Raw genomic sequence first — 25,149 nt, 5'->3', positions numbered from 1 at the left:
ATCCACGACATCTGCGGCCTGCTCGAACACGCGGGCGTGAAGGTTTTCCCCGTCCCCATGGCTTCCGATAGTTTCTTCGGCCTCTCTGTGGGCGAGGAGGACGGCGGGCCGGCGGTGGTGGTGAACGTATGGGAGCGGATTTCGGTGGAAAGGCGCATTTTCAGCGCCGCCCATGAACTCGGTCACCTCATGTTGCATCCCGACGCCTACGACGTCACCAAGGTCGATGAGAGCAAGGAGGAAGAACAGGAAGCCGACCGTTTCGCCGGGCATTTTCTGATGCCGAATGAGGGGTTCCGCAAGGAATGGAATGAAGCTGCCGGATTGCACTTCGTCGACAGGGTCTTCAAGGTCAAGCGCATTTTCCGGGTCAGTTATAAAACCGTTCTCTCGCGTCTCCTGGAAGAAGGGGCCGTGGACAAGTCCATCTGGATGAAATTCAACATGGCCTATCAGCAACACTTCAACCGGAAGCTTTCCTTCAAAGAAGAACCAATGGGCATCGATCCGGCGGAGCCGTTCGGGATGCAAAGGTTCGATTTCTACGAAGACCGATTCAAACGCCTGACCAGGGAAGCGGTGGAAAAAGACAAAATATCGCTCAGCCGCGGCGCGGAGATGCTTCGGATCGGCATTGAGGAGATGCAGGACCTGCTCCAGAATTGGGAGGTCATTCTGTGACACGCCGCCCGGCTCCCCGCAAGTTGATGATCATGGACGCATGCGTGCTGATCGATTTCATCAAGGCGGAGCGGGCCGTGCTGGAACTCGTGGTGAAACATATCGGTCCGTTGCACGTGACCAGCCCGGTCGTGGAGGAGGTTAACGAAATCGATGATGAAAACGAACTGGTAGCCCTCGGACTGATCATTATCGAGCCGGAAATCGAAGATGCGTATGCCGCCGGCGGCCGATCCGGACCGTTATCGTTCGAGGACTGGCTATGCCTGTTAACGGCCAAACGGCATGGTTTTACCTGCGTGACCAACGACAAGAATTTACGGAAGTTTTGCAAACAGGAAGAGGTTTCGTTGCTGTGGGGGCTTGAGCTTGTGGCAGAACTGCACAAGGTCGGCGGAATCACCGGCAAAGAGGCGGAGGTTTTTGCTAAAACCGTTAGACAGTTGAATCCCACGCACATCACCGAGAAGATCATCTCGGGTTTTGCGGACCTCATTCGGCGGCAGGAAGAATCCAGATCCCGGACCTGACAGCTCGGGCGTTCCCGAGGCTCTGCGGAGGCGTTCTTCGTGAAGGTTGAAAAAAGGCGGGGAAATCGCGCCTCCGCATCTTTTTGTTTCCCCCGGAGACACGGCTTCGGCTTCGTCTGTTGTACTTTTTCCTGCACGTCTTTATTGAAAAAACAAAAAAGAGAGGCATTATGGGTATATGGACTCCCAAGCGATCCCGGTTTTCCAGGGAGACCTAGCAAGAGCCGGACGCTTGCGGCGCAACAATTTACCAGAGGTGCCGAAGAGTTGCACGCCCCCCGGCACCCCCTAGGCCGTGTTTCCAAATCAACGTAACCAGATCATGCAGGAAGCGATATGGATCATAGCAAGGAACGTACGGGCAAGTTTTTCGAAGCGGGACGAAATTCTGCGATAGTGCTTGATTTTGTTGAAGAACACTTCAACCAGAGGCCTCTCGCAGTATATGTGAAAATCGTACTCTCTGGGTTTCTTCCGATTCGATCGCGATGGTATTACGGCGATGCTTCCGCGTCGTTCGATCTGACCCACAAATTCGTCGCTGTCGTAGCCCTTGTCTCCAAGAACGTATTGGGCCTGTACATCACAGCTGTCGAGAAGCTCCGGAGCCGCAGCGATATCCGAAACGTTGCCTCCGGTCAGATGAAACCGGAGTGGATTGCCCAGGGCATCTACAAGAGCGTGGATTTTTGTGGAGAATCCACCCCGAGACCGGCGGAGCGCCTGTTGTGCCTGCCCCCCTTGCTCCCGCGGCATACTGATGGGCACGGATGGCGGTACTGTCAATCATCAGTGATCTTGCCCACCAATCGTGGACACCGAGCTAAGCGGCAAATTTCGCCTCGAAGGATTCGGGGCTCAGGTATCCGATGGAACTGGAACGACGGATGCGATTGTAGTTGACGGCAATGTACTCGAAGACCGTCCGGCGCATGGCTTCTCGCGTCTGGAACCGGTTGCCGTGGATGACTTCGACCTTGAGCGAGGAAAAGAAGCTTTCGGCGCAGGTGTCGTCGAAGCAGCCCGCCTTGCTGCTCATGCTGCAAATCAGGTCGTGCCGCGTCAACAGCGCCTGGTACTGAGCGGAACAGTACTGACTTCCGCGATCGGAATGGACGATGACGCCACGAGACACCCCTCTCCGCCACAAGGCCATCTGGTTTTGTCAATGCAAATTTGATCACCAGGGACAGCCGAATTTTGACCACCCCGGTCATTCTTCCGCGGGCGGCGTTTCAAGCCGATGCGCCCGGATTCGCTTTTTCTTCAGGCTCTTGAAGAACCGCTCCGCGATTCCGTTCTGCACTTGCTGAGGCGAAGAAAAGTCCCGATCAGCCCTGCGAAATATCCGACTGAAACCGAAGCTGGTCACATCTTCTTCGCGAGTTCCCGGAAAATGCGTTCCGCCGCGACGAGGGTCTCGTCGAGGATCGCTTCGTCGTGGGCGGTGGAGACGAAGAGCGCCTCGAAGGCGGAGGGGGCGAAGAGGTGCCCCTCCTCGACCATGGCGGCGAAGAACGCAGGGTACAGGTCTCCCCGGGTGCGCTTCACCTCGTCGAGGGTGGCGGGAACCGCGGAGGCGAAGAACATGCCCAGCACGGAGCCGAGTCGCGTCACCACAAGGGGGAAGTGCGCCGCCTTCGCTGCGTCCGCGAGTCCTGCGGCAAAACGGGACGCCCTTGCTTCAAGCACTCGGTACGTCTCGGGGCGTTCGAGCACCGAGAGGGTGGCGATGCCCGCCGCCATGGCGAGGGGATTGCCCGCGAGGGTCCCCGCCTGGTAGACCGGGCCGACCGGGGCGAGTTTTTCCATGATCTCTCGGCGTCCGCCGAAGGCTCCCACGGGCAGCCCGCCGCCGATGATCTTGCCGAGGCAGGTCAGGTCGGGAACGAGAGAGAGGCGTTGCTGTACGCCCCCCTCGGGAACGCGGAATCCCGTGATCACCTCGTCGAAGATGAGAAGGCTTCCGGACGTGGCCGTGATCTCCCGCAGGGATTCGAGGAACCCCTCCCGGGGCGGCACGAGGCCCATATTGCCCGCCCAGGGTTCCACGATGACCGCGGCGATATCCTTTGCGTGCTCGGCAAAGCAGCGTTTCACCGCGTCGATGTCGTTGTAGGGAAGGACCATCGTGCAGGACGCCACGTCCTCGGGAATGCCCGGACTGTCCGGGCAGCCCAGGGTGAGGGCGCCGCTTCCGGCGGCGACGAGAAAGGCGTCGGCGTGGCCGTGGTAGCAGCCGGAGAACTTCACCGCGAGCTTCCGTCCCGTGAACCCCCGGGCGACCCGGAGGGCCGTCATGGTCGCTTCCGTACCGGAGTTGACGAAGCGGATCAGCTCCATGGAGGGAAAGCGTGCCCGCACCTTCAGGGCAAGCTCGATCTCCAGCGGTGAGGGAGCACCGAAGGAGGGCGAATCCGCGGCGGCCCGCACCACCGCCGCCACTACTTCCGGGTGGGCGTGGCCGAGGATCAGGGGGCCCCAGCTGCACACATAGTCGGTATAGACGTTGCCTTCCACGTCCTCCAGCATCGCTCCCGCTCCCCGCAGAAAGAAGCGCGGTGTTCCTCCCACGGATCTCCAGGCCCGGACGGGACTGTTCACGCCTCCCACCAGCACCTCTCGTGCGGCGGCGAAGCATTCCGCATTCGTCTTCCGTTTCCGTTCCATTTCCGATTCCTCCTTAAGACGGATCGTTTCGCTTTTTGGCGTCGTAGTGTCAAGGGATCTCCGAAAAATGCGCCGCCGATCTCGAAGACGCGGCTGTGACCTGCGGTCGCCGGAGGGCGCATCCGACGGAAAGGGACGGAGCCGGCTCCCGATAGATTTCCGCCGCAGCGCGGCGTCCCTTCCTCGTCGGCGTTTCCTTTCGATTTCGGGAGTCCTTTTCCTGCGCTCAGAGCCCCCGGGCGATCAGCTCCTCCAGGCGTGTCATATCCAGATGGGTTGCCACGAAATCCGCCCAGGCGTCGTAACTTCTGTCCCGGAGTTCCCGCCCCGAGGGCGCCGTTTCTCCGGTTCCGCCGAGAGGGGCGAGCCCCTTGCGCCGCCGCAGCCAGTTGACGAAGGCCCGCCGGAAGAGCGGGTCGTCCGCCAGACCGTGGAGATAGCAGCCGAAGACCGTGCCCTCAGGCCGAGCCGCGCCGTCCGCCTCCAGGATCTCGCTGCCTCCTCGGGCGATGAGAGTGAGCAGGGGCGTGCCATCGCCGAAAGACGTCGCCGCAACGGGGATCGTGCGTCCCATGTGGATCTCGTAGCCCGAGATCTCCCGGTCCCGAAGGGCTTCCCACGGTCCCGGGGCCCAATCGTTCACCACCGCCCGGGCGGGGGCGGCGATCTTGGTTCCCTCGAAGAGGGTGCGCACCGGCAGCAGGCCGAGCCCCTCCATGCTTTCCGATCCCGATTCCTCCACGCCCCCCGGGTCGTCGATGCGCTCTCCCAGCATCTGGTAGCCCCCGCAGATGCCCCAGATGGGAATGCCCCGGTCGGCGGCATCCCGGAGAGCCGTGGCGAGGCCGCGCTGCCGAAGCCAGCGAAGGTCCGCCATGGTGGCTTTCGTCCCCGGCAGAACGATGCAGTCCGCGCCGTCCGTATCCCCGGGTGCGTCGGCGAAGACCACCCGGCAGCCGTCGTGCTCCAGGGCGTCGAAGTCGGTGAAGTTGGCGATGCGGGGAAGCTTGATCACCACAATGCGCAGGGGGCCGTCGCCGAAGGAGCGCAGTCCCAGGGAATCCTCTGCGGGGAGGCGGAGATGGGTCGCGTAGGGAAGCACTCCCAGAACGGGGCGCCCCGTGCGCGCTTCGAGAAAACGGCACCCCTCGTCGAAGAGGCTCGGATCTCCCCGGAACTTGTTGACCGCAAAGGCTTTGATCAGCGCGGCGTCCTTCTCGGGGAGCACCGCGAGGGTGCCCACCAGCGAGGCGAGCACGCCCCCACGTTCGATGTCCCCCACGAGGAGGACCGGCGCCTCCGCCTCCCGGGCGGTCCGGAGGTTCGTGAAGTCCGCGGCGTAGATGTTCATCTCCGCGGGGCTTCCCGCGCCCTCCAGGAGCAGCAGGTCGTACTCCTCCCGGAGAGCCGCCAGGGCACCGCGGGCGGTCTCCCAGGCGGTGGCCGCGTAGCCTTTTCCGTTCCTGCCGTGATAGTCCCGGGCGGAAAGCGTGGCGGCGGGGCGTCCCAAAAGCACCACCTGGCTCGTGCTGTCTCCCTGGGGTTTGAGGAGCACCGGATTGAAGCACACGTCCGGCTCCAGGCCGCAGGCCTCGGCCTGGAGGGCCTGGGCGACGCCCATTTCGCCTCCTCCCGGGGCGGTGTAAGCGTTGAGGGCCATGTTCTGGGCCTTGAAGGGCGCGACCCGTATGCCCTTTCGGAAGAAGTGGCGGCAAAGAGCGGTGACCAGAAGGCTCTTCCCCGCGTCGCTGGTGGTGCCGCAGACCATGAGTCCCTTTGCTGCCCGTGCGGTGCTCACGAGGAGGCCTCCTCCGCGGCCTGTTCGAGGCGCAGGTCCGAAAGAAGGGCGTTCAGACGGCGCAGCACTCGCTCCAGCCCCGGGAGGTCCGGTGATTCGAGCACCGCCACGTTACGTCCTCCTTCCCGCTGGGTCTCCAGCAGCTCCCGGATGCGACGCGCGCACGTTTCTCCCCAGGCGACGGGAACGGCACCGGGAGGAAGACCACCGAAGCGGTCCCACCATGCCTCGGCGAGGGCGGCGCTGCCGAAGACCACCGCGTGGAGCGGTGCCTGGCGCCACAGCTCCCGGTAGAGTTCCTCCCCCGGAAGAGGGCGGGGAACCATGCGGTAGGCGGCAAGCTCGAGAGGAACGCCTCCCGCTTGCCGGACGGCCTCCTCGGGAAGCGACGAGGCCCGTTCATTTCGGACGAAGGCCACCCGCTCGCCGGGGCGGATCAGGGAGCGCAGGAGTCGGGCCAGTCCTTCCGACGTGGGTTCCTCCGCCGTGGTGTCCGGTGGAAGGCCCTCCAGGGCGAGAGCCTTCGCAGTGCCCTCGCCGATGGCGGCGAGGCGGCCCCGAAGGCGGCGCAGGTCCGGAGCACAGCGTTTGAGCTGCGTCGCGCCCCGGGGGCTCGTGCAGACGATCCAGTCCGCCCGGGCGAGAAGGTCCGCCGCGCCTCGGAGAGGGCGTTCCTCCAGTTCGAGGAGGGGAATGCTGTAGGCGTCGGCGCCGAGCTGTTCCAGGCGCCGTGCGGTGTTCCAGGATTCGGGAGCGGGACGGCACACCGCCACCTGGAGACCTGAGAGGGGGCCGCGGAGAGGATGGAGAGCCATGCCGGCGGTGCCCCCCAGGACGAGCACGCTCGGGCTTCGCAGTGCGTTCCGCCGGGATGCCTCGATGAGTTCCCCGAAGGTTCCCGAGCGGAGCGTCGCCCTTCCCCAGCCTCCCCAGGTCACGCACGCTCCGGGCGTGACCGGCGTCACGCCGCCTGCTTCGAGAAACGGCGCTGCCTCGGCGAAGGAGGAGGCGCTCATGTAGAGACAGAGCGTTCCCGGAACGGCGCCGAGTTCCCGGAGGAAGTCCCGGCGCGGGTCTCCGGAATTTTCCCCATCGTCCGGCGTCGTCTCGGTGCCGCCGTTGCCGAGGCGTCCCGTGGCGAGGGTCACCGCGCCGGAAAGGCCCCGGTGGGTCGGCGGAAGTCCCGCTGCGGCGCAGCCGCCGAGAGCGGCGGTGATGCCCGGAACCGCGTCCCAGGTGAGCCCTGCTTCTTCCAGGGCAAGGGCCTCCTCGCCACCCCGTCCGAAGACGAAGGGATCACCTCCCTTGAGGCGCACCACCGAGGTGAGGCGTTTCCCCAGCTCCACCAGAAGGGCGTTGATCTCCTTCTGCGGAAGGGTGTGGTCGCTCTCGCGCTTGCCCGCGGGGTGGTACTCGCATTCCCTGGGGCAGAGCTGGAGCAGGTCCGGATGGATCAGGCGGTCGTAGACGACCGCCTCGGCGGTGCGGAGCAGTTCAGCTCCGCGGAGCGTGAGCCACGAGGGGGTGCCGCACCCTGCACCGACGAGATGGACGGTCATGGTCTCCTCTCCTTTCCCGGATGGTTCTCCCTGCCCGGAGGTCTCACGGGACATCCGCGGAAGGGGTCCGTTTTGCCGCCGCAACGAGGCGGCGGGCCAGGGGGTTTTCGGCCATGTTTTTCCAGAGACGTTTTCCCGCCTCTTCGGCTTCGGCGAGAGAGGCCACCTCAGTTTCCAGTTCCGCCGTTTCCCGGGCTTTTCCGCCTCCGTCGAGCAGTTCCGCCCGCAGATGCAGCACACCGCTTTCCCAGAGGCCGTGCACGCCCAGGGGGAGCACGCAGCCGCAGGCGAATTCCGTGAGAAAAGCCCGTTCAGCCGTCACCGCCAGCCGGGTGGGGAGGTGGTCCAGATCCCGAAGGAGCTGTTCCAGGGGCGTTCCCGCGCAGGTCTCCACGGCGACGGCTCCCTGTCCCGGAGCGGCAAGGAACGGAAGGGGAGCGCTTCCCCGGCGCAGCAGCTCCCGGTCGGGCTCGGAAAGCATGCTGCCTCCCCTTCCGTCCGGGCTGTTGTCGAGGCGGGAAAGCCCCGCCTCGGCGAGGATCGTCGCCGCCACCTGTCCCTCCCGGAGCTTGCGCAGACGGGTTTCCACGTTGCCCCGAAAAGGGACGACCTCCAGATCCGGGCGGAGGAAAAGGAGCTGTGCCCGACGGCGCAGACTCGACGTGCCCACTTTCGCTCCAGGCGGCAGCGCTTCGAGGGGCAGTCCGTCGAGGGTGAGCAGGAGATCCCGGGCGGATTCCCGGGGAAGCACTCCTGCGAGGACGAGTCTCGTTCCCCGGCGTTCGTCCCCGCCGAGCTTCGAGGGCACGTCCTTGAGGCTGTGCACCGCGCCGTCTCCCTCCCCCGCGAGGAGGCCCTCCTCCAGGGCCTTCACGAAGGCGCCGAAGCCACCGAAGGCGGAGAGAGGCGTCTTCTGGTCCCGGTCGCCGTGGGAGGTTACGGTGCGCACCTCCGTGCGGGCGCCCCGGGTGGCGAGGGCTGCCGCGGCCAGTTCCGCCTGGCGCAGGGCGAGGGGGCTTCCCCGGGAGAGGAGCACCAGCGGTTGTGCGTCGTTTCCGGAGTGACGTCCCGGATTTCCGGAATGCTCGGAACGGGGTGTCGCGAAAATGCCCTTTTCGCCCCGGGAGGCGGCTCCGCGTCCTTGCGAACCGTCGGAATGCGTCGTCTCTTCCGCCGGGCTGTCTCCGCCGGGTGTTTCACTCTCGGAGCGGGACATTCCTTCCTTTCGGGTCTCCTCCGTATCAAGACAGGCGAGGAGGTGTCGTTTGAGCCGCACCGCCTCGCAGGGATCGTCGCCTCCCGTGCCGATTCCGATGAAGCAGGGGCCGTGCCGGAATTGGGCCACCAGTGCCCAGTCTCCCTCGTCGGCGCAGGCGGCGCAGTTCACGAGACACCCCGCCTTCCGTGCCCAGGCGAGGGCCTGTTCGAGCGAAGTGCTCGCCCCATCCGCCTTCGTTTCGAGGGGAAGGGCCAGGAGAACGAGCCGGACGGCGGCGAAGTCCTCGGGGAGAACCGTGCGGCGAAGCCACCGGATCCGTCCTGCCGTGGCGAGTTCCCGCAGTTCCGGTGTCGCCTCGGGGGAGACGAGGATGACCTCGCACCCTGCGCCGAGGAGCGTGGCGATCTTCCGGGTACCCACACTGCCGCCTCCCACCATGAGAACGCGCTGTCTCCGCGTGTTCACCGACGCGAGGAGCGAGAAGGAACGTCCCGTCACGAGCGCCGCTCCGTTTCCGCCAAGAGGCGCCAGACCCTGTTCGTGTGGGATGTCCGGTTCGACAGAAGGGGGTGGAGCACTCCTTTCACGACGCTCCAGGCCATCGCCTCCAGGACCTCCGGATCGGCGCCGGTCTTCTTTGCCGTCCGTTCCACCCGGTCCCGCACCACCTGCTTCGCCCGCGCCAGGGCCAGGCGCCGGTAGGTGTCGCCGTAGATGCCCGAGAGTTCCTCCCAGAGCGCCCGAGCGGTGGCGTCCGCCTCCTGCTCCAGGCGGCGGAGTCCCTTGCGGTGGGTTTCCAGCAGGCGTCCGGCGTACTCCCGGAGATCGTCCACGGTGATGCGCACCGCCCCGCTTTGCGGAGCGGACTGGGGAATGCCCCCGAGGTCGAGAACCCAGGGAAGAGGACGGGGCTCTTCCCGGCGGCACTCCTCCGGGTTCCGCCTCTTGCCGGCGCCGAACGTTTCCGTTTCGCTTCCCCGCCAAAGCGGTTCCGGTGCGTCGGTACAGAGGAAAAGGCCGTCCACGCCTTCCGTCGCCTCGCGCCAGTTCTCCCAGGGGAGCAGCGGAAGGCCGAGCCGCTCCGCCACCTCCTCGCCTCGGCGGAGCGTGCGGTTGACGAGACAGACCTCGACCCGGCATGCCCGGAGAAGCCGCGCCGTCTCCTCTCCCATGGCGCCGGTGCCCACCACGAGGGCGCGCACCCGGGGCCAGCGGGGATGTTCCTTGAAGCGCTGCAGCATAAGGTAGGGAATGGATGGCGCCCTTCCGGGGGACCAGCAGGAGCGCAAGGTTCCCGCCAGGTGGAGCGCCCGCTGGAAAAGGCGGTGGAGCATGCGGCCGCAGCGCCGCTTGTCGTTCCCCTCGTAGCACTCCCGGAACTGGGCCACGATGTGCTCCTCCCCGACAGCGAGACTCTCCAGCCCCAGGAGAAGACGAAGAAGATGCCGCACCGCTTCCTCGTCCTCCAGATGCCGCACGCCGGGGACGAGCAGTTCCCGGGGCGGTTGCCCCCCCGAGGGGAGCACCAGGTACATTTCCGCCCGGTTGCAGGTGCGCAGGCGAAAGCACTCCCGGACGGCGGAACAGTCGATCTCCGGTATCCCGTCCGTCTCGTCGTCCGGGGCGTCGTCTGCGGCGGCAGCACGGACGTCTCCGTTACGGGATTCTCCCTCCGGATCGTCGCCGCAGGGAAAGGAAAGGTGCCGCAGTTGTGGAAGAACGGATTCGTCGCCGTTCATGCGGCTCCAGGTGCTCCATGCGGCGGCCCGCTCCTCGGCGGAGGCGTCGCGGTAATCCAGGACCAGACAGTGGAGAGAGCTCATTGTGCCTCACCTCGCCAGAAGAACAGGAATCGCCGCTCCCACAAGGGAGAGGAGCATGAGCGGAACCTGCGTTCCCGTGTGCCACACCAGGAGGGAGCGCACCAGATCCCGCGGAAAGAGCCCGAGCCAGTAGCCCACGTTCTGTCGGGCCGTCCGGGAGAAGGAGCCCAGGACGTTTCCCACCAGGAGGGCCAGCACTGCTTCCGCCGTCGTGAGTGTCTTCGTGGCGAGGCTTGCCTTGGCGGCGGCAAGGGCCACGTTGTTCTGAGCCAGGCTGCCCGCCACAACGGTCCATCCCGCCGGAGGCAGAAGGGGGAGCAGGTGTACGTGTTCCAGAAGAAACGCGTCCAGATAGGGCACGAGCACGAAGGCCAGTGCATAGAAACTCCACGCCCAGGGAAGTGTCCGTCCCAGAAGACGCAACAGCATCCGTCGGCGTTCCCCGGCGCTGACGAAGCGGCTCTTCCTTTCGTTCAGAGGGGCGGATTCTTCCATCTCCGGGGTGCCCTCGCCGTGCACCATCTCCGCGTGGCAAGCCTCCAAGGGTTTTTTCCCCCGCCGGAGCAGCAGCAGTACAAGAACGAAACGGGCACCGCTCCGGAGAAGAAGCACCCCAGAATAAATGGCTCCAGCTACTCCCGCGAGGCCCACCGCCACGGCGAAACTCGTCACCCAGCGCCGCAGATAACCCGGAAAAGCCAGAAGCAGCGTGCCGAGCACGGTGTCCCTCCGGGCGAGCCGCCCCTCCCGGAACGCCGCCGCGATCATGGCCGCTCCGGCGCGGGAGGAGCCGAGGCTCACCGCCAGCGCCGCTCCAAGGTCCGGAGAAAGGCCCCAGCGGGCAAGGCGGGGAAGCATCCTCCTGAAGAGACGATCCGCCACCTGAAAATGCAGGATCGCCTCACCGAGGGCCAATCCCAGGGCGACGTTCGCCGTGAGAAGCAGCTCTCCCCGCAGCAGGGCTCCCCAGTCCACGGAAAGGGATGTCACACGGAAGCACGCTCCCTCCAGAGCAGCACCAGGGAGAGATATTCCGAGCAGGGGGAGATGGCTGCCTCCCCCTGGAGAATGCGTTCTTCCGGAAGACCTCCCCGCTCGATGCGCACCATGTGTTTCCATGGCCCCGCGGCGGAGACCGTCCGTGCGAGGTCCTCCCCCAGGGCCGAGGGCTTGTAGAGTGCCGCCGTGTCGGCGGCTTCCAGAATGCGCCGCACCTCGTCGGCTCCTGCGGTGCAGGGAACCACCGCGAGCCGCTCCTCCGCGAGGGCCAGGAAGGACGAGAGGGCGCAGGCCGCGAAGGAGTGGGCGGAGATGCCGGGGACCAGTCGAAGTTCCAGCTCCGGCGCGAGGGGGCGCCAGGCCTCGAAGAGCCAGGCCACCGTGGCGTAGAGGGCCGCGTCGCCGAGGACGGGGAGCGCCGCGGCGCGTGCGCCCTCCCAGCGGGGGCGAAGCATCCGGAGCTGATCCTCCAGAAGGCGCCGTCGCTCCTCCTCGTCCCGGACCATGGGGAAGACCAGAGGCACCAGCTCGGGCAGAGGCGTGCTCCGCTGTGCCCAGGCGGCGGTGACGATGTCTCCGGCGATGCTCGCCCGTCCCTGCCGCGAGACGGGAACGAGGACCAGATCCGCCTCTTCGAGAAGCCGTAATGCCTTGAGCGTCACCAGTTCCGGATCTCCCGGACCGACGCCGATGCCGTACAGAATCATGAGATCGCTCCTCTTCGGTCGAAATGAGGTGTCGCAAAAACTTCCGCAAGGACCTTGCCGGCGGAAATCTCCAGGGCCCCGCGGCGATGTTCCCGTTTCCCCCGCTCCCGCTCCCTCATGCGGGAGAATGCGGACAGCGTCTTTTTTCGGAAGTGTTCCCGGATTTTTTCTCCTCCCACGACGCCAGCACTGCTTCGAGTTCCTCCAGGGAGGACACGGAGGGAACGTGCCCCGTTGTCGTGGAGGGGCGGTTCAAGAGCACCAGGGGCAAGCCGAGGTTGCGGCAGGCCTCGATCTTGTTGCGCAAGCCCCCCTCTTCGCCGGAATCCTTGGAGAGCATGCACGCCGCTCCGGCTTCAAGGAGAAGCGCCTCGTTGAGATGCACGCTTCCCGTTCCCCAGAGGGCGACGATCTCCTTCGGCTCCAGACCGGCTTTGCGGGCCGCGCAAAGGCTTTCCTCCGTGGGAAGCACCCGGGCGACCACGCGCCGGTTCTCCTTCCGAAGGAGCGGAACGATGCGGGGAAGCAACTTCACTCCTACCGCGAGGAAGAGGCATTCCCCGGGGCGCGTCACTCCCCAGAGAAGGGCGCATCCCTCCTCGGGTGAGTCCGCCCGGAGGAGAAAACGTGGCGGAAAGAGCCCCCTCTCCTCGCTCTCCTCCACAGAGCACATTGTCCGCTCGAAGACCACGAAGGGGAGTTCCTGTGCGGCCGCTGCTGCGGCGAGTTCCTCCGTGGCCGCCGTCGCGAAGGGGTGCGAGCAGTCCACGATGCCTTCCATGTCCCCCTCTCCCCCGTGCGGCTTCTTCCGGGAGAGCAGTTCCGTCCATTCGGTCCGGTCCCGGGCGCCCAGAAGTGCCTCTGCGCCGGGAGGAATCGTCTCGAGTCCCCAGGTGCGCGTCACCGAGACGGTCACGGCATGTCCCAGTGCGAGAAGGTGTTCCGCCACGCGGCGCGCCGCGGAGGTGCCGCCGAGAACGAGGAGCCTCACGGGGCGGCGCCTTCTTCGGACGGTGATTCCTGTCGTGACCGTACTGCCGCTTCGTCCTCAGGAACGCTTTCCGTGCTCTCGTTCCGCCCTTTCTCGCTCCGGTATCCCCGGCGGTCCAGAAGGCGCGTTCCATCCCAGAGGACGTTCCGCCCAGGGAGCACCACCAGGGTCCGCATGTCCACCTCCGCCGGGGAAAGCGCCTCCAGAGGAATCGCGCGGAAAGACTCCTCGGGCCTGCCCACGTCCCGCACGAGCAGGACCGGCCCCTCCAGGGAGGCGAAGATTTCCCGCACCGCGGCGAGCTTGGTCTCCAGGTCGCGCCGCACGGGATTGTAGAGTGCCACCGTGAGCCCTCCCATGGCGGCGCCGCGCAGTGCCTGGAGCACCTCCTCCCAGGGCTGGAGATAGTCCGAGAGGGAGATGCAGGTGAGACCGTTCGTGTAGGGTGCTCCGAGGAGCGCTCCCGCGGCCTGCATGGCCGAGATGCCCGGAATGATCCGGACGGGCACGGAGGTCTCCGTCGCCAGGGAGTGGGTCAGTCCCGCCATGCCGAAGAGCACCGGATCGCCTCCGGAGAGAAGCGCCACGGCGTATCCCTGTTCCGCCAGATTCAGGGCGAGGCGGACCCGTTCCTCTTCCTCTCCCATGGAGAAGCGCTTCACCCATTTGTTTCGTCGCCATGTCTCGGGAATCTGGTCGATGTAGAGGGCGTAGCCCACGAGAACCTCCGCTCCTTCGATGGCCGCCCGTGCCTCGGCGGTGAGGAAGCGCACATCTCCCGGCCCGGTTCCCACAACGTCCACCCGGCCCCGGAAGTGGAGGGGGCGCAGGGACAGGGCCACCGTCACGCCCCGGGAACTCGTCCGCGGTGCGAGAAGAGGGCCCGCCGTGGCGGCGCAGGGCTCGGCCACGCCGGGAAGATCCAGATGGCGTTCCGCCGCGGAGGGAGTAAAGGGGCCTGGAAGCGCCAGCAGTTCCTTTCGGGAGCAGATCCGCAGGGGAACGCCGAGCAGGTGCGCCGCCTCCACGAGTCCCGGTTCGAACTCCTTTTCCGGAATGGTGCGGCATTCCGCCAGGGCCGAAAGGGTGTATCCCCCTTCCCGGAAGGACGCCCGGAGGGCCTCCACCACATCCTCCGCGGCGACGCCCTTTCGGCAGCCCACCCCTGCGACGATGCAGGGAGGGACCAGACGCACCGTGCCCTGAGGAAGGGGTGCGTTCCGGAAGGAGACGAGCACCTCCGGACGCGGTGTGTCGTCTTCGTGTGCGGTCTCTCCGTCCTTTTCTTCCGCGGAGTCGACCCGATAGCAGGGTGGGAAGGGAAGCCGGAGAAACTCCGGGTCCACCCGGAGCGGAAGAGCGCCCTCGTTGAGGAGTGCTCCGTTCACCGCAGGAAGATGCTCCTTGCCCTCCAGGACGAAACCCCACCTCCGGCAGAGCAGGTCCGGCGCAGTGAGCCCCGCCCGGTCGCTGGAGCAGGTGGTCGCGAGCGTGGCATCCAAAGCTTTTGCGCAGGAGCGGGCCAGGTCGAATCCGCCGCCCAGATGTCCCCCCGTGAGAGGAACTACCATGTGCCCGTCCTCGGAGACGCAGACGAGAGGCGGGTCCGAGGCCTTGTCCCGCAGGAGCGGTCCGGCGGCGCGCAGGTAGATGGCGGCGGCGCCGACCCCGATGATGCCCGAAAGGGTCGTCCTCGGTCGCTCCCAGAGGGAGATCAGAAGCGTCTTCAGTTCCCCCGGGGCGGGAGAGAGGACATCGCCGCCCAGGGCGGAGGCGAGACGTCGGGCCGTTTCCTCTCCCCGGGAGGAGAGAATCAGGATGGCGGGAGGTGTGCTCATGACCGCGGGGATCTTTCCGCGTTCCGGAAGCCGTGGGAGAAGCTTCCGTCGTAGAGGAGACTCTTCGCCTCTCCGGGGGCGAGGCAGCTCCCGATCACGAGGAGCGCGTGATTCGCGATGCCCGCCTCGTCCATGCGGCGGGCCAGCTCGTCGAGGCGGGTCCGGAGAATTCTCTCGTCCGGCCAGGTGGCGCGGTAGACGCAGGCGCTGGGCGTGTCCGGTGCGTAACCGCCCCGAAGAAGCGCATTGGCGACCTGATCCGCCTGTCCGGCGCTGAGGAAGATCACCAGGGTGCTTTGCGATGCGGCGAGCCGCTCCAGAGATTCCGAGGCGGGAACGGGCGTGCGCCCCGCCGCTCGGGTGCAGATCACCGTCTGGGTGCCCCCGGGCACGGTGTATTCCACGCCGAGGCGCGCCGCTGCGGCCTGAAGGCTCGACACGCCGGGAACGATGGTCACGCCCACGCCTCGGGCCTCCAGTTCTCGAATCTGCTCCGCCGTCGCTCCGTAAAGGCTGGGATCTCCGGTGTGGAGGCGCACCACGCGCCGTCCCTCCAGCGCGGCCCTGCTCATGAGTTCCACCTGTTCCTCCAGATCGAGGGAGGCCGAATCCACCTTTTCGCAGGAAGGGTTGCAGAACGCCAGCAGCGCGGGAGCCACGAGACTTCCCGCGTAGACCACGAGGTCCGCCGTTTCGAGGAGGCGCTTTCCTTTCAGCGTGAGCAGTTCCGGATCTCCGGGACCGGCGCCGACGATGGTCACCTCCGCCTGGAACGGCGTTGCGTGTTCCCCGTCCGAGTGTTCTCGGTTCATGCCTGTTTCGCCTCCTTGTCTCCCCAGACGAGAAAGACCGGGTTTTGTCCGGAGAGCATCCACGATCCCGCCAGGGGTTTACCGTATCCTGCGGTGAGCTGCCAGAAACCCGGCGAGCCCCCCAGATCTTCCAGTGTACGCAGTGCCGTCATGGCTCTGTCCACGAGGATGAACGTCGCCGCCAGGCGTCCTCCGGGGCGGAGCAGCTTCCAGCAGGCGGCGAGCACCTCCGGAAGGGCGCCGCCGTGGCCGCCCACGAAGACCGCGTCCGCGCACCGAAGTCCCGCCAGTGTCTCCGGTGCGCTCCCCCGAAGGAGGCACACCCTGCCCCGGGGCGTCCGCCCCGCGCACTCTCCGTCGTCCGCTGTGTCGCGGCGGAATGGGTCCTGCGTCGCACATCCTGCGGAACCGGCCACAGGTGCCGTCGCAGAGACGGTGTCTTCCTTCGGAGAAGAGGTGGTTGCTCCGTGTCGCGCCCTCATTTCCACGGCGATGCCCGCCCGAAGGCAGTTGCGCGCCGCGAGAGCGAGCGCCTCCTGCTTCGGTTCAACGGAGAGCACTGTTCCCTCCGGCCCCGCGGCACGGGCAAGCTCCACCGTCATGCCTCCTGTTCCCGTCCCGATTTCGAGAACCCGACACCCCCGGAGAGGGTGGAGCAGGCCGAGAAGAGCGGCGCGGACGGGGGCCTTCGTGAGGGGGATTCCCTCGTCCCTCGAAAACCAGGAATCGGGGAGGACGCCTGTGGGGAGGGGGTTTTCTCCGGCTCCGGCGCCGTCTTCCAGGAGAAAATCCCTGCGGGGCGGCTCGACCTCGGGGGGGTCGAGCCAGAGAAGAGGCAGGCGTCCCCGAGGCTCCATGGTTGCCAGCTCCGAGAGCGTTCCCTCCGTGATGGATTCCTCCGGCAGGCCCAGATCCCAGGCGAGCGCGCCTTTGCGCTCCGGGCCGAGGCGATCTGCCAGCTCCCGGAGCTGTGTCGGAACCCGCTCCCATCCGCCCAAAAGGACCACCGCCTCGCTCTGGAGGGCGGCGAGCGCTCCTCCGGTGGTCCTCGTCCCCGGGGATGCCTCCGCGGAGGGGCGTTCGCCCGTTGATGGGTGGAGCTCCTCCGGATTTTCGAGCGTCCGTCCGTGCAGGGAGAGGGTGGGGACGTTCACCCAGGAGCGGCCGCGTCGTGCCGCCAGAAGCTGCATGCTGGAGATGCCCGGAACGAGCCGGACCTTTTCAGGACCGAACCGGCGCACCAGAGAGGATGCGAGACTGTAGAACCCCGTGTCGCCGCTCACCAGGACGCCCACGGGGCCTTTTTCGAGAAGTTCCGCCACACGCCGCAAGGTCGCCTCGGTTCCCCGGGGCAACTCCTCCAGGTGTTGCGGCGCCACGGAAGGACCTGCCGCAACGAGGGCGAGAAAACGGGCGTCTCCGAGAAGAAACGGCACGGACGCCGCCGTTTGCATTGCCGCCCGGGTCACCTGTTCGGCGCCGCCGGGTCCCATGCCGATGCAGAAGATGTTGTTCATGGCCCTCTCCACGCTTTCCTCAACGTGCGCAATGTCCCGTACTCCGCTTTGTGGACTGAATGCCTCTCTTCCGTCGTCGTTTCTCCGACGCCGCAGAAGAAGACGAAACAAGGAGGGCGAGATCTCCGCGCCCTCCTCCGCAGGTTTTCCAATGAAACCGGCCGAGGCAGCCTGCCGCCCGCGCGGACGCTCCCCTTCCAGAACAGATCGGTCTCCTGGCTTCCGTTCGTCCTACTTCCGCCCCTTCCCAGAGCTTGACTCCAGTGGGATGTGCGCGGTTTCGTCCCGGCTACAGTGGCGAGGGCCGCACCGGCGTGCTACCGGTTTCCCGTCACCTGTTCTGGCGAACTATGGCCACGCCAGCTGACGCCAAAAGAAGCGTCCGCGGGCGTGCATCTCGAAGTCTTGTCAATTATACCTCCGATCCTTCCGGGGAATCCTTCGGAGGAGTTTCGTTTTTTTGCGCGTTCCCCGCGTCTTCGAGAAGACACGACCAGGCGGCGCGTTTCGCTTCGAAGGAACGCCCCGCGTGGGCTGGGCTGGTGGAGGGAAGCCGGATCCCTGGGAGCGTCCGCAGCCGCTCGGGGAGCAGAGCCCGCACATGGCGGCGGAAGGCGCTTTCCGCGGTGCTTCCGTTGAAATAGATGATGCGGATCTGTGGATGGGCCGCGAAGAAGGTGCCGAAGTCGTTGGGAACGATGGAGGATGCCACGATGTCCGCATCGAGGCTTCCCGGCCGTTCACAGCAGGCGAGGACGTCCCAGAGGGCGATGCGGGCCCGGCGGAGGGCTTCGCAGCGCTCGACATAGGGCGCGTCGGGATCGAAACCGAGCAGAGCTCCGAGAATCGGCCAGAAGGCGTTGCGCGGATGGCCGTAATACTCGCCCTTCGCCAGAGATGCCTCGCCGGGCATGCTGCCCAGGACGAGGCGGGTCGCGTCGCTCCGGGCGATGGGAGGAAAGCCACGAAGAAGCGTCATGTCCTGCAGGGCGCTTGCGACTTTTTTGTGTCGCGGAGAACGCCTCTCCCGGGCGCGCTCGCGGGACAGGATGGGATCGCCTGCATCGACCAGGAGGAAAACGTGTCCGTGGTGCGAGTTCGTTCGTGGGAGACGTTCATTCTGGGTGCACTGCTTCGAGCCTGCGAACCCAATCGTCGAACAGAGAGCATTCTCTCCGAATTGTGCTCAGGCCGATTTCCCGAGCTCCCAAGATGGGGTGGAGCGGCTTGTCGTAGTTCCGAAAGAGTTTTTCTATGCGCTTGCTTGGAGCGGTTTCCGGGCCGTCATCAATGTATTCGGGTGAGGAAAATCCGCGTCGTATTTCCGTAAAAGCTTCGGAGAGTTCAGAATGCCCCAGGCTTTTTGCCAGGCTTTCCGGTCGGCTGAAAAGCAGCGCCTCGAATTCGTGCATTTGCACATAGGGAATGAACCGTCGAGAGGCATCCTCGCCGAGATCGTGTTTTACGCGGTCGGCGAGGGCCGAGACAACGGAGAAGTAGCGGCTCTCCACGTTTCGGAATTTGCCGGCGTCGCTTTTTCCCGGAAAATCCGACGGCAGGGCGTAGTAATCGAGAAAGGTGGTGCAGAAACACTCGATGTCACGTAACAGGCGCTCCCTGATGTCGAAAAGGAGGCGAGCATACCCGACGTTGCCGCCCTTGTGTCCCGGCCTGCCCAATTGCGATGGCAGCAGAAGAATTTTCTCCGCCGAAAGGGGGACAAGCAAAAGTTCGTTGATGAACTGCTCTTCCGTGAGTCCCTCGCAGATGACGTGGACGCGAATCATACGCTAGGTCTCCCCCCGAGAAGATTCTTCTCCCAAAGTTCCCCGAGGGAATATTCTTTTAACCATTCGCGGAAGGATCCCTCTTCGTGGCGACGGAACGTCGTAGTCCCCTCTCTCCGTTCTACGACGAGCAGATCCTCGACGGAAAACTCGTTGACGAACGGTACCGATTGTGTGGAAACGATGATCTGTACCCGCCTAGAAACGGAGCGCAGCAGGGAGGCGAGCAGTGCGAGTGCATAGGGATGCAGTCCCAGTTCCGGTTCATCGATGATGATCGTCGAGGGAGGATCTGGTTGTAGCAACGCGGTGACGAGGCAAATAAAACGGATGGAGCCGTCCGACAATTGGCTTGGCCAGAAAGGATAGTCACTCTCCTTTTGTTTCCAGAGAAGACGGATCTGTTCTTCTTCAGATGGCAGTCTCTGTGGTACGAGAAGAAAATCGTCGAAGAAAGGGATTGCGAGTTGCACTACGTTCCTGATGCGCTGATAAATCTCGGGTGTTTCATGGGCCAGACGGTACAAGAACGCGGCGAGATTGGCGGCGTCCCGGCGGAGAAAGGTGTTGTCGTGAAGTGCGCAGAGGCGTTTCACTCCTGCGGTGTCGCTCGTGTCGTGGAAATGAAAAATCTTCCAGCCGGAGATGGAGTTGTAGCAGTATTCCGCGATACTCGCCTTCGGGAATGTTCGCTGTTCTTTGAGTTTCGACTCCAGATGGCCCGAACCCAATGATTTCCACGCGGAGGAATGTGTTCCGTCGAAAAAGGTCTGTTCGTTGATAAAGGCAAACCCCCCGTCCACCGTCGGTTCGAGGGCGAAACTATAGCCATTCGGCCCGAATGTGATTGTGGATTCCAACCTCGTCGTCGCCTTCACGCCGAAGCTTACGATCCGGTCCGCCGATCCCTGGTTTCGCGTCCACCTTTGCAGGCGGCCTTCGACCATTTCACCGAGCATGCGGAAGAAATCGACAAAATTACTTTTTCCCGCGCCGTTGGAGCCGATAAGCACGTTCAGTTCCCTCAGTTTCAATGCGTCGAGGCGGCGAATAGACTTGAACCCCTGAAGTGTGATCCGGTCTATCGGGTATGTAGCGGTCATGGTGCGGTCTTCCCTCCTTCGGATTGCTGCGGCGAAAGCACCGTGAACCCCGTGATCCGCTCGCCGATGGTTCCCGACGGATGCAGGTCCGGAAGTTCCGCGCCGGGGGTGAGGGTGGTGATCACCGTTTTGCCGATGACGTGTCGCCCTTCTCTGCCGTCCTTCAGGGTTCGCACGCCCCAAGTGGTGTGGAGGACCACCGGTTCACCTCTCCAGGAGCCGATGTAGAGCATGATGTGTCCCCGCAGTGCCACCAGCGTCCGGAAAGGGAGTCCCTCCGCGAGGAGGCGCGCCTTCTTTTCCGCCACGGGAAGCCCCTCCAGGGGAAACCACGTGCCGCTCTTTGCCTGGGCCGCGGAGTTGCGGGGAAGCCAGACGCCGAAGGGGGCCAGCAGGTCCCTTGTCGTGGCGGAACAGTCCCTGTTCTGAAGCAGCCCTCCCCAACCGTAGGGTTCCCCCATGACCTCTCCGGCGAGGCGCGCCGCGTTCCACCCTGTGAAGGGAAGGGGCCAGGGCGCCGCCGCTCCTTCGGGAAGTACACCCCGATGGAGGGCGGCCATTCCGTTTTCGTTCCGCACAGGAATGTTCACGAAGCGGAAGGCACCGAGCAACGGATCCCCCGCGACGGGAAGCAGTGTCCCCAGGGGGGCGGTGAAACGGAACGTTCCGGGCTCGTCGCCGGGCTGAAACAGTGCTACGGAGACGGTGTTGCGGCACACCACGAGCCAGGGGCCGCGCTGCCAGCGTTCCATGAAGGCCGCATCCACGAAAGCGAGATGCCGCACATCCACCCATCCCGCGGCGTAGGCGGTCTCGCAGAAGAACCAGGCGCCGTCGGCGGAGGCGTGGGAGACGAAGAGCGCCTCGCCGGGCTTCACCGCCGAATTCTGGAGGTAGTCGAAGGGGTAGCCCTCGCCGGCCATGTCGGAATCGAGAAAAAAGGGCTTGTCCGTGGGAAAGAGTCGGAGCGATGTTTCCTGGAGCGCCACGGCGGGACGGTTCAGGCTTCCGAAGGCCTCCTCCCGGACGTTCGTCCGCATGGCGGCCACCCAGTTTGGAGAGCGGAGGCGCAGGTTTTCGCCGAACCCCTCGCGATTTCCGTAGGCCTTGAAGGGCCAGAGGAGGTCTTCCACCGTGTGGGCCGGTGCGGTGCGTTTCCACGGCGCGAAGTGCTTTTCCAGGAACGCCTGCGCCTTCTCTTTCTGGACCTCCTCGTCCACGAGGCACGTCGCGGGGTTTCCGGAGAGATAGAGGAGCGGTTCCTGGGGCAGGCGGCGCAGATCGAGGATCTCCGGAAATTCCCTGGCCGACGCCGCATCCGTTCCGAAGCACAGGAGGGCGAGGACGCAGAGAACGAGGAGGTGCAGGGTGGTTTCCCGCGCCGAGCCGGAGCCGCCGGATACGTCCGGAGTGTGCGCGCCGGATATGTCGCCCCGTGGGCATTGAACGCGTGCACGCCGAACATGGCGGGCGCCGGAATCTCGAAAGGTACCGGAAAGAGCGGTGGGCCGGATCGTTGTCATGGCCGGGTCATCCTTTCGTCTCTTCTTCGGTGTTCTCGCCCGTATCCGTTGCGCATGGCCTTCTCGCATCGTCTCCGGGTTCCGTCGTTTTTTTCGCCGCCGTTTCGCCGACGCATGGAACTCTTCCGGGCGGCCCCTCCGGAGGGGTTTCGGAGGGTGCGTCCTCTCCCAAAGCCGCGAGAAGGCGCTTCACCTCACCGGAGGTGTGCACGATCCGGTCCGGCAGGATGAAAAGCACCACGCCGACACAGCGCAGGCTTTTGCAGGAGCGCTGCAGCACCGCCACGATCCGCCTGCCCGCCCGGTCGAGCGTCTCCGCCGCCCAGGGTTTTTCCAAAAGAGCGTTCACCGCCTCGTCGGCGGTGTTCGCCTCGAGGATCGCCGCCACCTCCTCCCGGGACGCTCCGGCGAGGACGGCGCAGGAAGCCAGCGTCTCCAGACGTCCGTCGCTGTAGCGGCTCGACGTGTGGAGCGATCCTCCCGCCACTTTGAGGAGTTTCCCCACCTGTCCCACCAGCAGCAGATGGTCGATGCGCCCGCTCTTTCCCTCCTCGCCCATGCGGGAGAGTTTCTCCAGGACATAGCCCAGGAAGTTGCTCGTCTTCACCAGGGCGCCCGCGGGAACCCCCAGTTTGCGGGCCGTGGTCTCTCCGTAGTTCCCGGGGACCAGGCAGCAGGCGGTGCGCCCCGATGCGGCGAGCACGTCCAGCTCGGTGAAGATGGTCGCCACGAGGGCCTCCTCGCTCATGGGCACCACGATGCCCCGGGTGCCGAGAATGGAGATGCCCCCCTCCACACCGAGGCGCGGGTTGTAGGTCCGGGCCGCTACGGTGCGTCCCTCGGGGACGGAGACGGTCACCACCGCGCCGCGCCCCGGTCCGAGTTCGGCGGCGAGGTTCTGCACCAGCATCGCCCGCGGTCCCGGATTGATGGCTGGTTTTCCTACCGGCACGGGAAGGCCCTTCTTCGTCACGACGCCCACGCCCTCGCCGCCGCGGATCTCGATGCGCTCTTCATCGAGCAGCCGCACCGAGGCGACGATGGCGAGCCCGGAAGTGACGTCCGGGTCATCGCCGCCGTCCTTGATCACCCAGGCTTCGGCGCCTTCGCCGTCTCCCTTTTCCAGGGAGTGCACTCCCGCCACGGGAAGAGGAAGACGGCGTCCCTCCGGCAGCTCCACCGTCACGGTACGACAGGGCCTGCCGAGGAGCCAGCGCACGGCGGCAAGAGCCGCCGCCGTGGCCGCCGTGCCGGTGGTGAATCCGTAGCGGAGATTTTTTCCCTGTCTCTCCTCCATGTTCCTGCTCCGGACGTTTCGCTCTTCAGGACGCCGGAGCGTCGTCCAGCCGGAGCAGGGCGTTGAGCGCCGCCGCGCAGAGGTTCGAGCCGCCCCGGGGACCACGGAGGGTCAGGCAGGGCAGCCCCGAGGCCAGAAGAGCCTCCTTGCTGTCCGCGGCTCCCACGAATCCCACGGGCATGCCGATCACCGCGTCCACCGGTGCGCCCTCTCGGGCGTGTTCGAGCAGGCGGAAGAGCGCCGTGGGGGCGTTGCCGAAGGCGAAGAGGCGTACCCCCTGGGCCACTGCCATGTCCACCGCCGCCATGGCCCGGGTGATACCTTTGGCGGCGGCCTTTTCGGCGACGCTCTCGTCGTGTACCGAGGCGAAGGGGTCAAGTCCGCAGGCGGCGGCGATTTTCCTCGAGATGCCCGCAGCGAGCATGGAGACGTCGCAGAAGAGACGTCCTCCCCGGCGCAGACGCGCCGCGAGATCCGGCACGGTCGTTCCTCCCACGGTCACAAGGGAGGCGAGAGAAAAATCCGCTCCCGCGTGGACCACGCGGATCACCACCGGAAGCAGTGCTTTCGGAACGGCGTAGCTCGCCAAAACCGTGCGGATCATGGCAAAACTGGTGTCTTCGATTGCCTGGGGTTTCTGTTCGTAGGAAAAAGTCATGGGCTGCCTCCTCGAAGAAAGGTAATGTCCCGTGTCCACGCTCGTTTGCAGGGATGACGTTCATTATACCCCGAACGCTTCCTCAAGGCTCCGAAGGGAAGGATGGCTGTGCTAGAATGCTGCTTGGAAGAGGTAAAGAGAGGTAAAGAAATGGATGGATCCGTGGGAACTCCCGGGCGGGTTGGGAATGCGAGAGACGGGGAGACGGGGAGAGGGGAGAGGTGTCGTGTCGGAAATGAAGGAGATGTCCGGAGCGAAGTGGACGGTGTCGAGATTTGTGCCGGTCATGGTGCTTTGTGCGGTCTGTGGCGCAGTGCTCGGTATCTTTCGGGCCGATGCCTGCGCACTGCCGGGGCTTGCGGGAATGCTCGCGGGGGGCGTCGCCGGATACGGCGCAGGGCGTCTGGGGCGGGGCGATCCGCTCCGGTTCTGGGCCTTCGGACAGCGCCTGTGGCTTGCCTTCGCGGGAGCCCTGATCTACGGATGGGTGCAGCTTCTCGTGGCCGGAGCGGTGCACGCTACTCCGGCGGATTCTCCCTTCTACTGGATCTCCGAGGTCGCGGACGGCTTTCTGCGGGAGCCCTTCTTCTCCATGGGGCAGACCGGGGGTGTCGTGCTTCGGGCCTACAGCGGAACACTCACGGGAGGCTGGTGGATCTTCTTCAACCTCCTCGACGCGGTGCTCTTCGCCTTTCTTTTCCTCGTCTCCACGGGCGCCGGACTCTTCCCTGACGAAAAGAGCGGCGCGGAAAAGGAAGTTCTTTCTGGAGCCGGAGAAAATGACAACGGAGGGGATGGGGAGCGCGAAAACGACAACGGCGATGACGACGAACGTGAAGGAGAGAGTACGTTCGAGGTGGAACGTTCCCCCTCCGTTCGAGCGGAACCGTGCGGACTTGTCCCGGAAGCCCCGTCCAGGCTCGCCCTGCTCGGCTTCGTGGTGGTGCTGCTCCTGCTCTTCGGGGGGAGTGCCCTCGCCCGGTATGTGCTTGACGAGCGCTTCGACCCGGCTACGTACCATCCGGAGAGCCTGCAGGAACTGCAGCGTCTCGCCGAAGGGAGGTGGCGCTTCGATGCTCCCGACGGGGTGCTTCTCCGCACGGAAAAGGATCTGGACCTGTTCGTCCAGGTGTCGGGATACGGCTCCCTGACGGCGGTCACCAAGGGAGACACCCCTTTCCGGCTCAGCCTGGACAAGCGGGGGCGAAGGTTCACAGGGCTGCTCTATCCTCTTCGGCCCGGGACGGAGCGCGTCTCCTCCATGCCCCTTTCGGCCCGGCTCCACATCGCTTCTGACGGCAGCGAACTCCACCTGGCGGTGACCCTCTTCACGATTCGTGGGCGTCTCGATCCCGTGCTTCGGGCCGTCCGGATGGATTCTTCAATGAAAGGCCCCTAGAGGGGCGAAGAGCCCGATGCAACCATGCCGTTGCTTGCTTGGGACAGCGGACAGATGCCGTAACCGCAGGCCATTCGTCTGTTCACAGGCGCGGCGAGATTATGCTCTAAAGAGTGTGCAAAAAGTGATTGCGGAGGGGGGATTCAAAGAAAGAAGGTCATGGTGTAGGGTGTCTGCAGCGCACAAACAACCCGAGCCCTTAGGAGGCGATACACCATGACCGGAAAGAAGCATAGCA

21 protein-coding genes, 1 pseudogene and 1 riboswitch are annotated in these 25,149 nt (G+C 65.2%); of the genes and pseudogenes, 3 read left to right on the top strand and 19 right to left on the bottom strand.

Annotated elements, in window-relative coordinates; genetic code table 11:
• Both Q1K49_RS08045 and Q1K49_RS08040 read left to right on the top strand, forming a co-directional pair.
• Positions 1 to 681, top strand: a 681-nt coding sequence (locus Q1K49_RS08045) for an ImmA/IrrE family metallo-endopeptidase (protein WP_300524875.1), incomplete at its 5' end; no start/stop codon positions are given.
• Positions 678 to 1,211 (top strand): hypothetical protein, encoded by a 534-nt coding sequence (locus Q1K49_RS08040; protein WP_300524874.1) that lies wholly within the window; start codon positions 678 to 680, stop codon positions 1,209 to 1,211. The genes Q1K49_RS08045 and Q1K49_RS08040, both read left to right, overlap by 4 nt.
• A 306-nt stretch (positions 1,212 to 1,517) precedes the next feature.
• Here Q1K49_RS08040 and Q1K49_RS08035 read toward each other — a convergent pair whose 3' ends face one another.
• From Q1K49_RS08035 to Q1K49_RS07945, 19 genes and pseudogenes are all read right to left on the bottom strand, one after another.
• Positions 1,518 to 1,979, bottom strand: a complete 462-nt coding sequence (locus tag Q1K49_RS08035) for an IS5 family transposase (RefSeq protein ID WP_300524872.1) — start codon at positions 1,977 to 1,979, stop codon at positions 1,518 to 1,520.
• A gap of 55 nt (positions 1,980 to 2,034) precedes the next feature.
• Positions 2,035 to 2,370: pseudogene (locus tag Q1K49_RS08030) on the bottom strand (IS3 family transposase); the annotation flags it as partial.
• A 209-nt stretch (positions 2,371 to 2,579) separates the two neighbouring features.
• Positions 2,580 to 3,881, bottom strand: coding sequence for a glutamate-1-semialdehyde 2,1-aminomutase (hemL, locus tag Q1K49_RS08025; RefSeq protein ID WP_300524869.1), 1,302 nt, complete (start codon positions 3,879 to 3,881; stop codon positions 2,580 to 2,582).
• 226 nt (positions 3,882 to 4,107) lie between these two features.
• The gene (locus tag Q1K49_RS08020; RefSeq protein ID WP_300524866.1) at positions 4,108 to 5,679 is read right to left on the bottom strand and encodes a cobyric acid synthase; all 1,572 of its coding nucleotides are present in this window, start codon (positions 5,677 to 5,679) and stop codon (positions 4,108 to 4,110) included.
• The gene (gene cobA, locus Q1K49_RS08015; protein WP_300524863.1) at positions 5,676 to 7,238 is read right to left on the bottom strand and encodes a uroporphyrinogen-III C-methyltransferase; all 1,563 of its coding nucleotides are present in this window, start codon (positions 7,236 to 7,238) and stop codon (positions 5,676 to 5,678) included. The genes Q1K49_RS08020 and cobA overlap by 4 nt, the downstream gene beginning before the upstream one ends.
• Positions 7,239 to 7,281: 43 nt before the next feature.
• Positions 7,282 to 8,955, bottom strand: a complete 1,674-nt coding sequence (gene hemC, locus Q1K49_RS08010; protein ID WP_300524860.1) for a hydroxymethylbilane synthase — start codon at positions 8,953 to 8,955, stop codon at positions 7,282 to 7,284.
• Positions 8,952 to 10,280: a hypothetical protein gene (locus tag Q1K49_RS08005; RefSeq protein ID WP_300524857.1), complete on the bottom strand. Its 1,329-nt coding sequence runs from the start codon at positions 10,278 to 10,280 to the stop codon at positions 8,952 to 8,954. Before Q1K49_RS08005 ends, hemC begins: the two co-directional genes overlap by 4 nt.
• A 6-nt stretch (positions 10,281 to 10,286) precedes the next feature.
• Positions 10,287 to 11,270 (bottom strand): hypothetical protein, encoded by a 984-nt coding sequence (locus Q1K49_RS08000; protein ID WP_300524855.1) that lies wholly within the window; start codon positions 11,268 to 11,270, stop codon positions 10,287 to 10,289.
• The gene (locus Q1K49_RS07995; protein WP_300524853.1) at positions 11,267 to 11,986 is read right to left on the bottom strand and encodes a precorrin-2 C(20)-methyltransferase; all 720 of its coding nucleotides are present in this window, start codon (positions 11,984 to 11,986) and stop codon (positions 11,267 to 11,269) included. Before Q1K49_RS07995 ends, Q1K49_RS08000 begins: the two co-directional genes overlap by 4 nt.
• A 115-nt stretch (positions 11,987 to 12,101) precedes the next feature.
• Positions 12,102 to 12,977, bottom strand: coding sequence for a precorrin-6A/cobalt-precorrin-6A reductase (locus Q1K49_RS07990; protein WP_300524850.1), 876 nt, complete (start codon positions 12,975 to 12,977; stop codon positions 12,102 to 12,104).
• On the bottom strand, positions 12,974 to 14,815 hold the full coding sequence (locus tag Q1K49_RS07985; RefSeq protein ID WP_300524847.1) for a cobalamin biosynthesis protein: 1,842 nt from the start codon (positions 14,813 to 14,815) through the stop codon (positions 12,974 to 12,976). Before Q1K49_RS07985 ends, Q1K49_RS07990 begins: the two co-directional genes overlap by 4 nt.
• On the bottom strand, positions 14,812 to 15,627 hold the full coding sequence (gene cobM, locus Q1K49_RS07980) for a precorrin-4 C(11)-methyltransferase (protein WP_300524845.1): 816 nt from the start codon (positions 15,625 to 15,627) through the stop codon (positions 14,812 to 14,814). Before cobM ends, Q1K49_RS07985 begins: the two co-directional genes overlap by 4 nt.
• A complete protein-coding gene (gene cbiE / locus Q1K49_RS07975; protein WP_300524843.1) occupies positions 15,624 to 17,144 on the bottom strand; it encodes a precorrin-6y C5,15-methyltransferase (decarboxylating) subunit CbiE in 1,521 nt (506 codons plus the stop codon). The genes cobM and cbiE overlap by 4 nt, the downstream gene beginning before the upstream one ends.
• 187 nt (positions 17,145 to 17,331) lie before the next feature.
• A riboswitch (cobalamin riboswitch) is annotated at positions 17,332 to 17,511 on the bottom strand.
• A gap of 45 nt (positions 17,512 to 17,556) precedes the next feature.
• Complete coding sequence (locus Q1K49_RS07970; protein ID WP_300524841.1) at positions 17,557 to 18,123, bottom strand: DNA-deoxyinosine glycosylase; 567 nt, start codon at positions 18,121 to 18,123, stop codon at positions 17,557 to 17,559.
• Between the two features lie 136 nt (positions 18,124 to 18,259).
• Complete coding sequence (locus tag Q1K49_RS07965) at positions 18,260 to 18,931, bottom strand: DUF4276 family protein (RefSeq protein ID WP_300524839.1); 672 nt, start codon at positions 18,929 to 18,931, stop codon at positions 18,260 to 18,262.
• Complete coding sequence (locus Q1K49_RS07960; protein ID WP_300524836.1) at positions 18,928 to 20,034, bottom strand: AAA family ATPase; 1,107 nt, start codon at positions 20,032 to 20,034, stop codon at positions 18,928 to 18,930. The genes Q1K49_RS07965 and Q1K49_RS07960 overlap by 4 nt, the downstream gene beginning before the upstream one ends.
• On the bottom strand, positions 20,031 to 21,557 hold the full coding sequence (locus tag Q1K49_RS07955) for an SH3 domain-containing protein (protein WP_300524835.1): 1,527 nt from the start codon (positions 21,555 to 21,557) through the stop codon (positions 20,031 to 20,033). The genes Q1K49_RS07960 and Q1K49_RS07955 overlap by 4 nt, the downstream gene beginning before the upstream one ends.
• A 7-nt stretch (positions 21,558 to 21,564) precedes the next feature.
• A complete protein-coding gene (gene cbiD, locus Q1K49_RS07950; protein ID WP_300524832.1) occupies positions 21,565 to 22,854 on the bottom strand; it encodes a cobalt-precorrin-5B (C(1))-methyltransferase CbiD in 1,290 nt (429 codons plus the stop codon).
• Positions 22,855 to 22,879: 25 nt separating this feature from the next.
• Complete coding sequence (locus Q1K49_RS07945; RefSeq protein ID WP_300524829.1) at positions 22,880 to 23,512, bottom strand: precorrin-8X methylmutase; 633 nt, start codon at positions 23,510 to 23,512, stop codon at positions 22,880 to 22,882.
• Between the two features lie 226 nt (positions 23,513 to 23,738).
• Here Q1K49_RS07945 and Q1K49_RS07940 point away from each other — a divergent pair, with 226 nt between their 5' ends.
• Positions 23,739 to 24,911: a hypothetical protein gene (locus tag Q1K49_RS07940; RefSeq protein WP_300524826.1), complete on the top strand. Its 1,173-nt coding sequence runs from the start codon at positions 23,739 to 23,741 to the stop codon at positions 24,909 to 24,911.
• Positions 24,912 to 25,149 lie beyond the last annotated feature (238 nt).

The sequence above is a fragment of the Aminiphilus sp. genome (genome assembly GCF_029975095.1).
Taxonomy (GTDB): Bacteria; Synergistota; Synergistia; order Synergistales; family Aminiphilaceae; genus Aminiphilus.
Note: the sequence above shows the minus strand (reverse complement) of the source record. Positions and strands in the feature narration are given on the sequence as shown.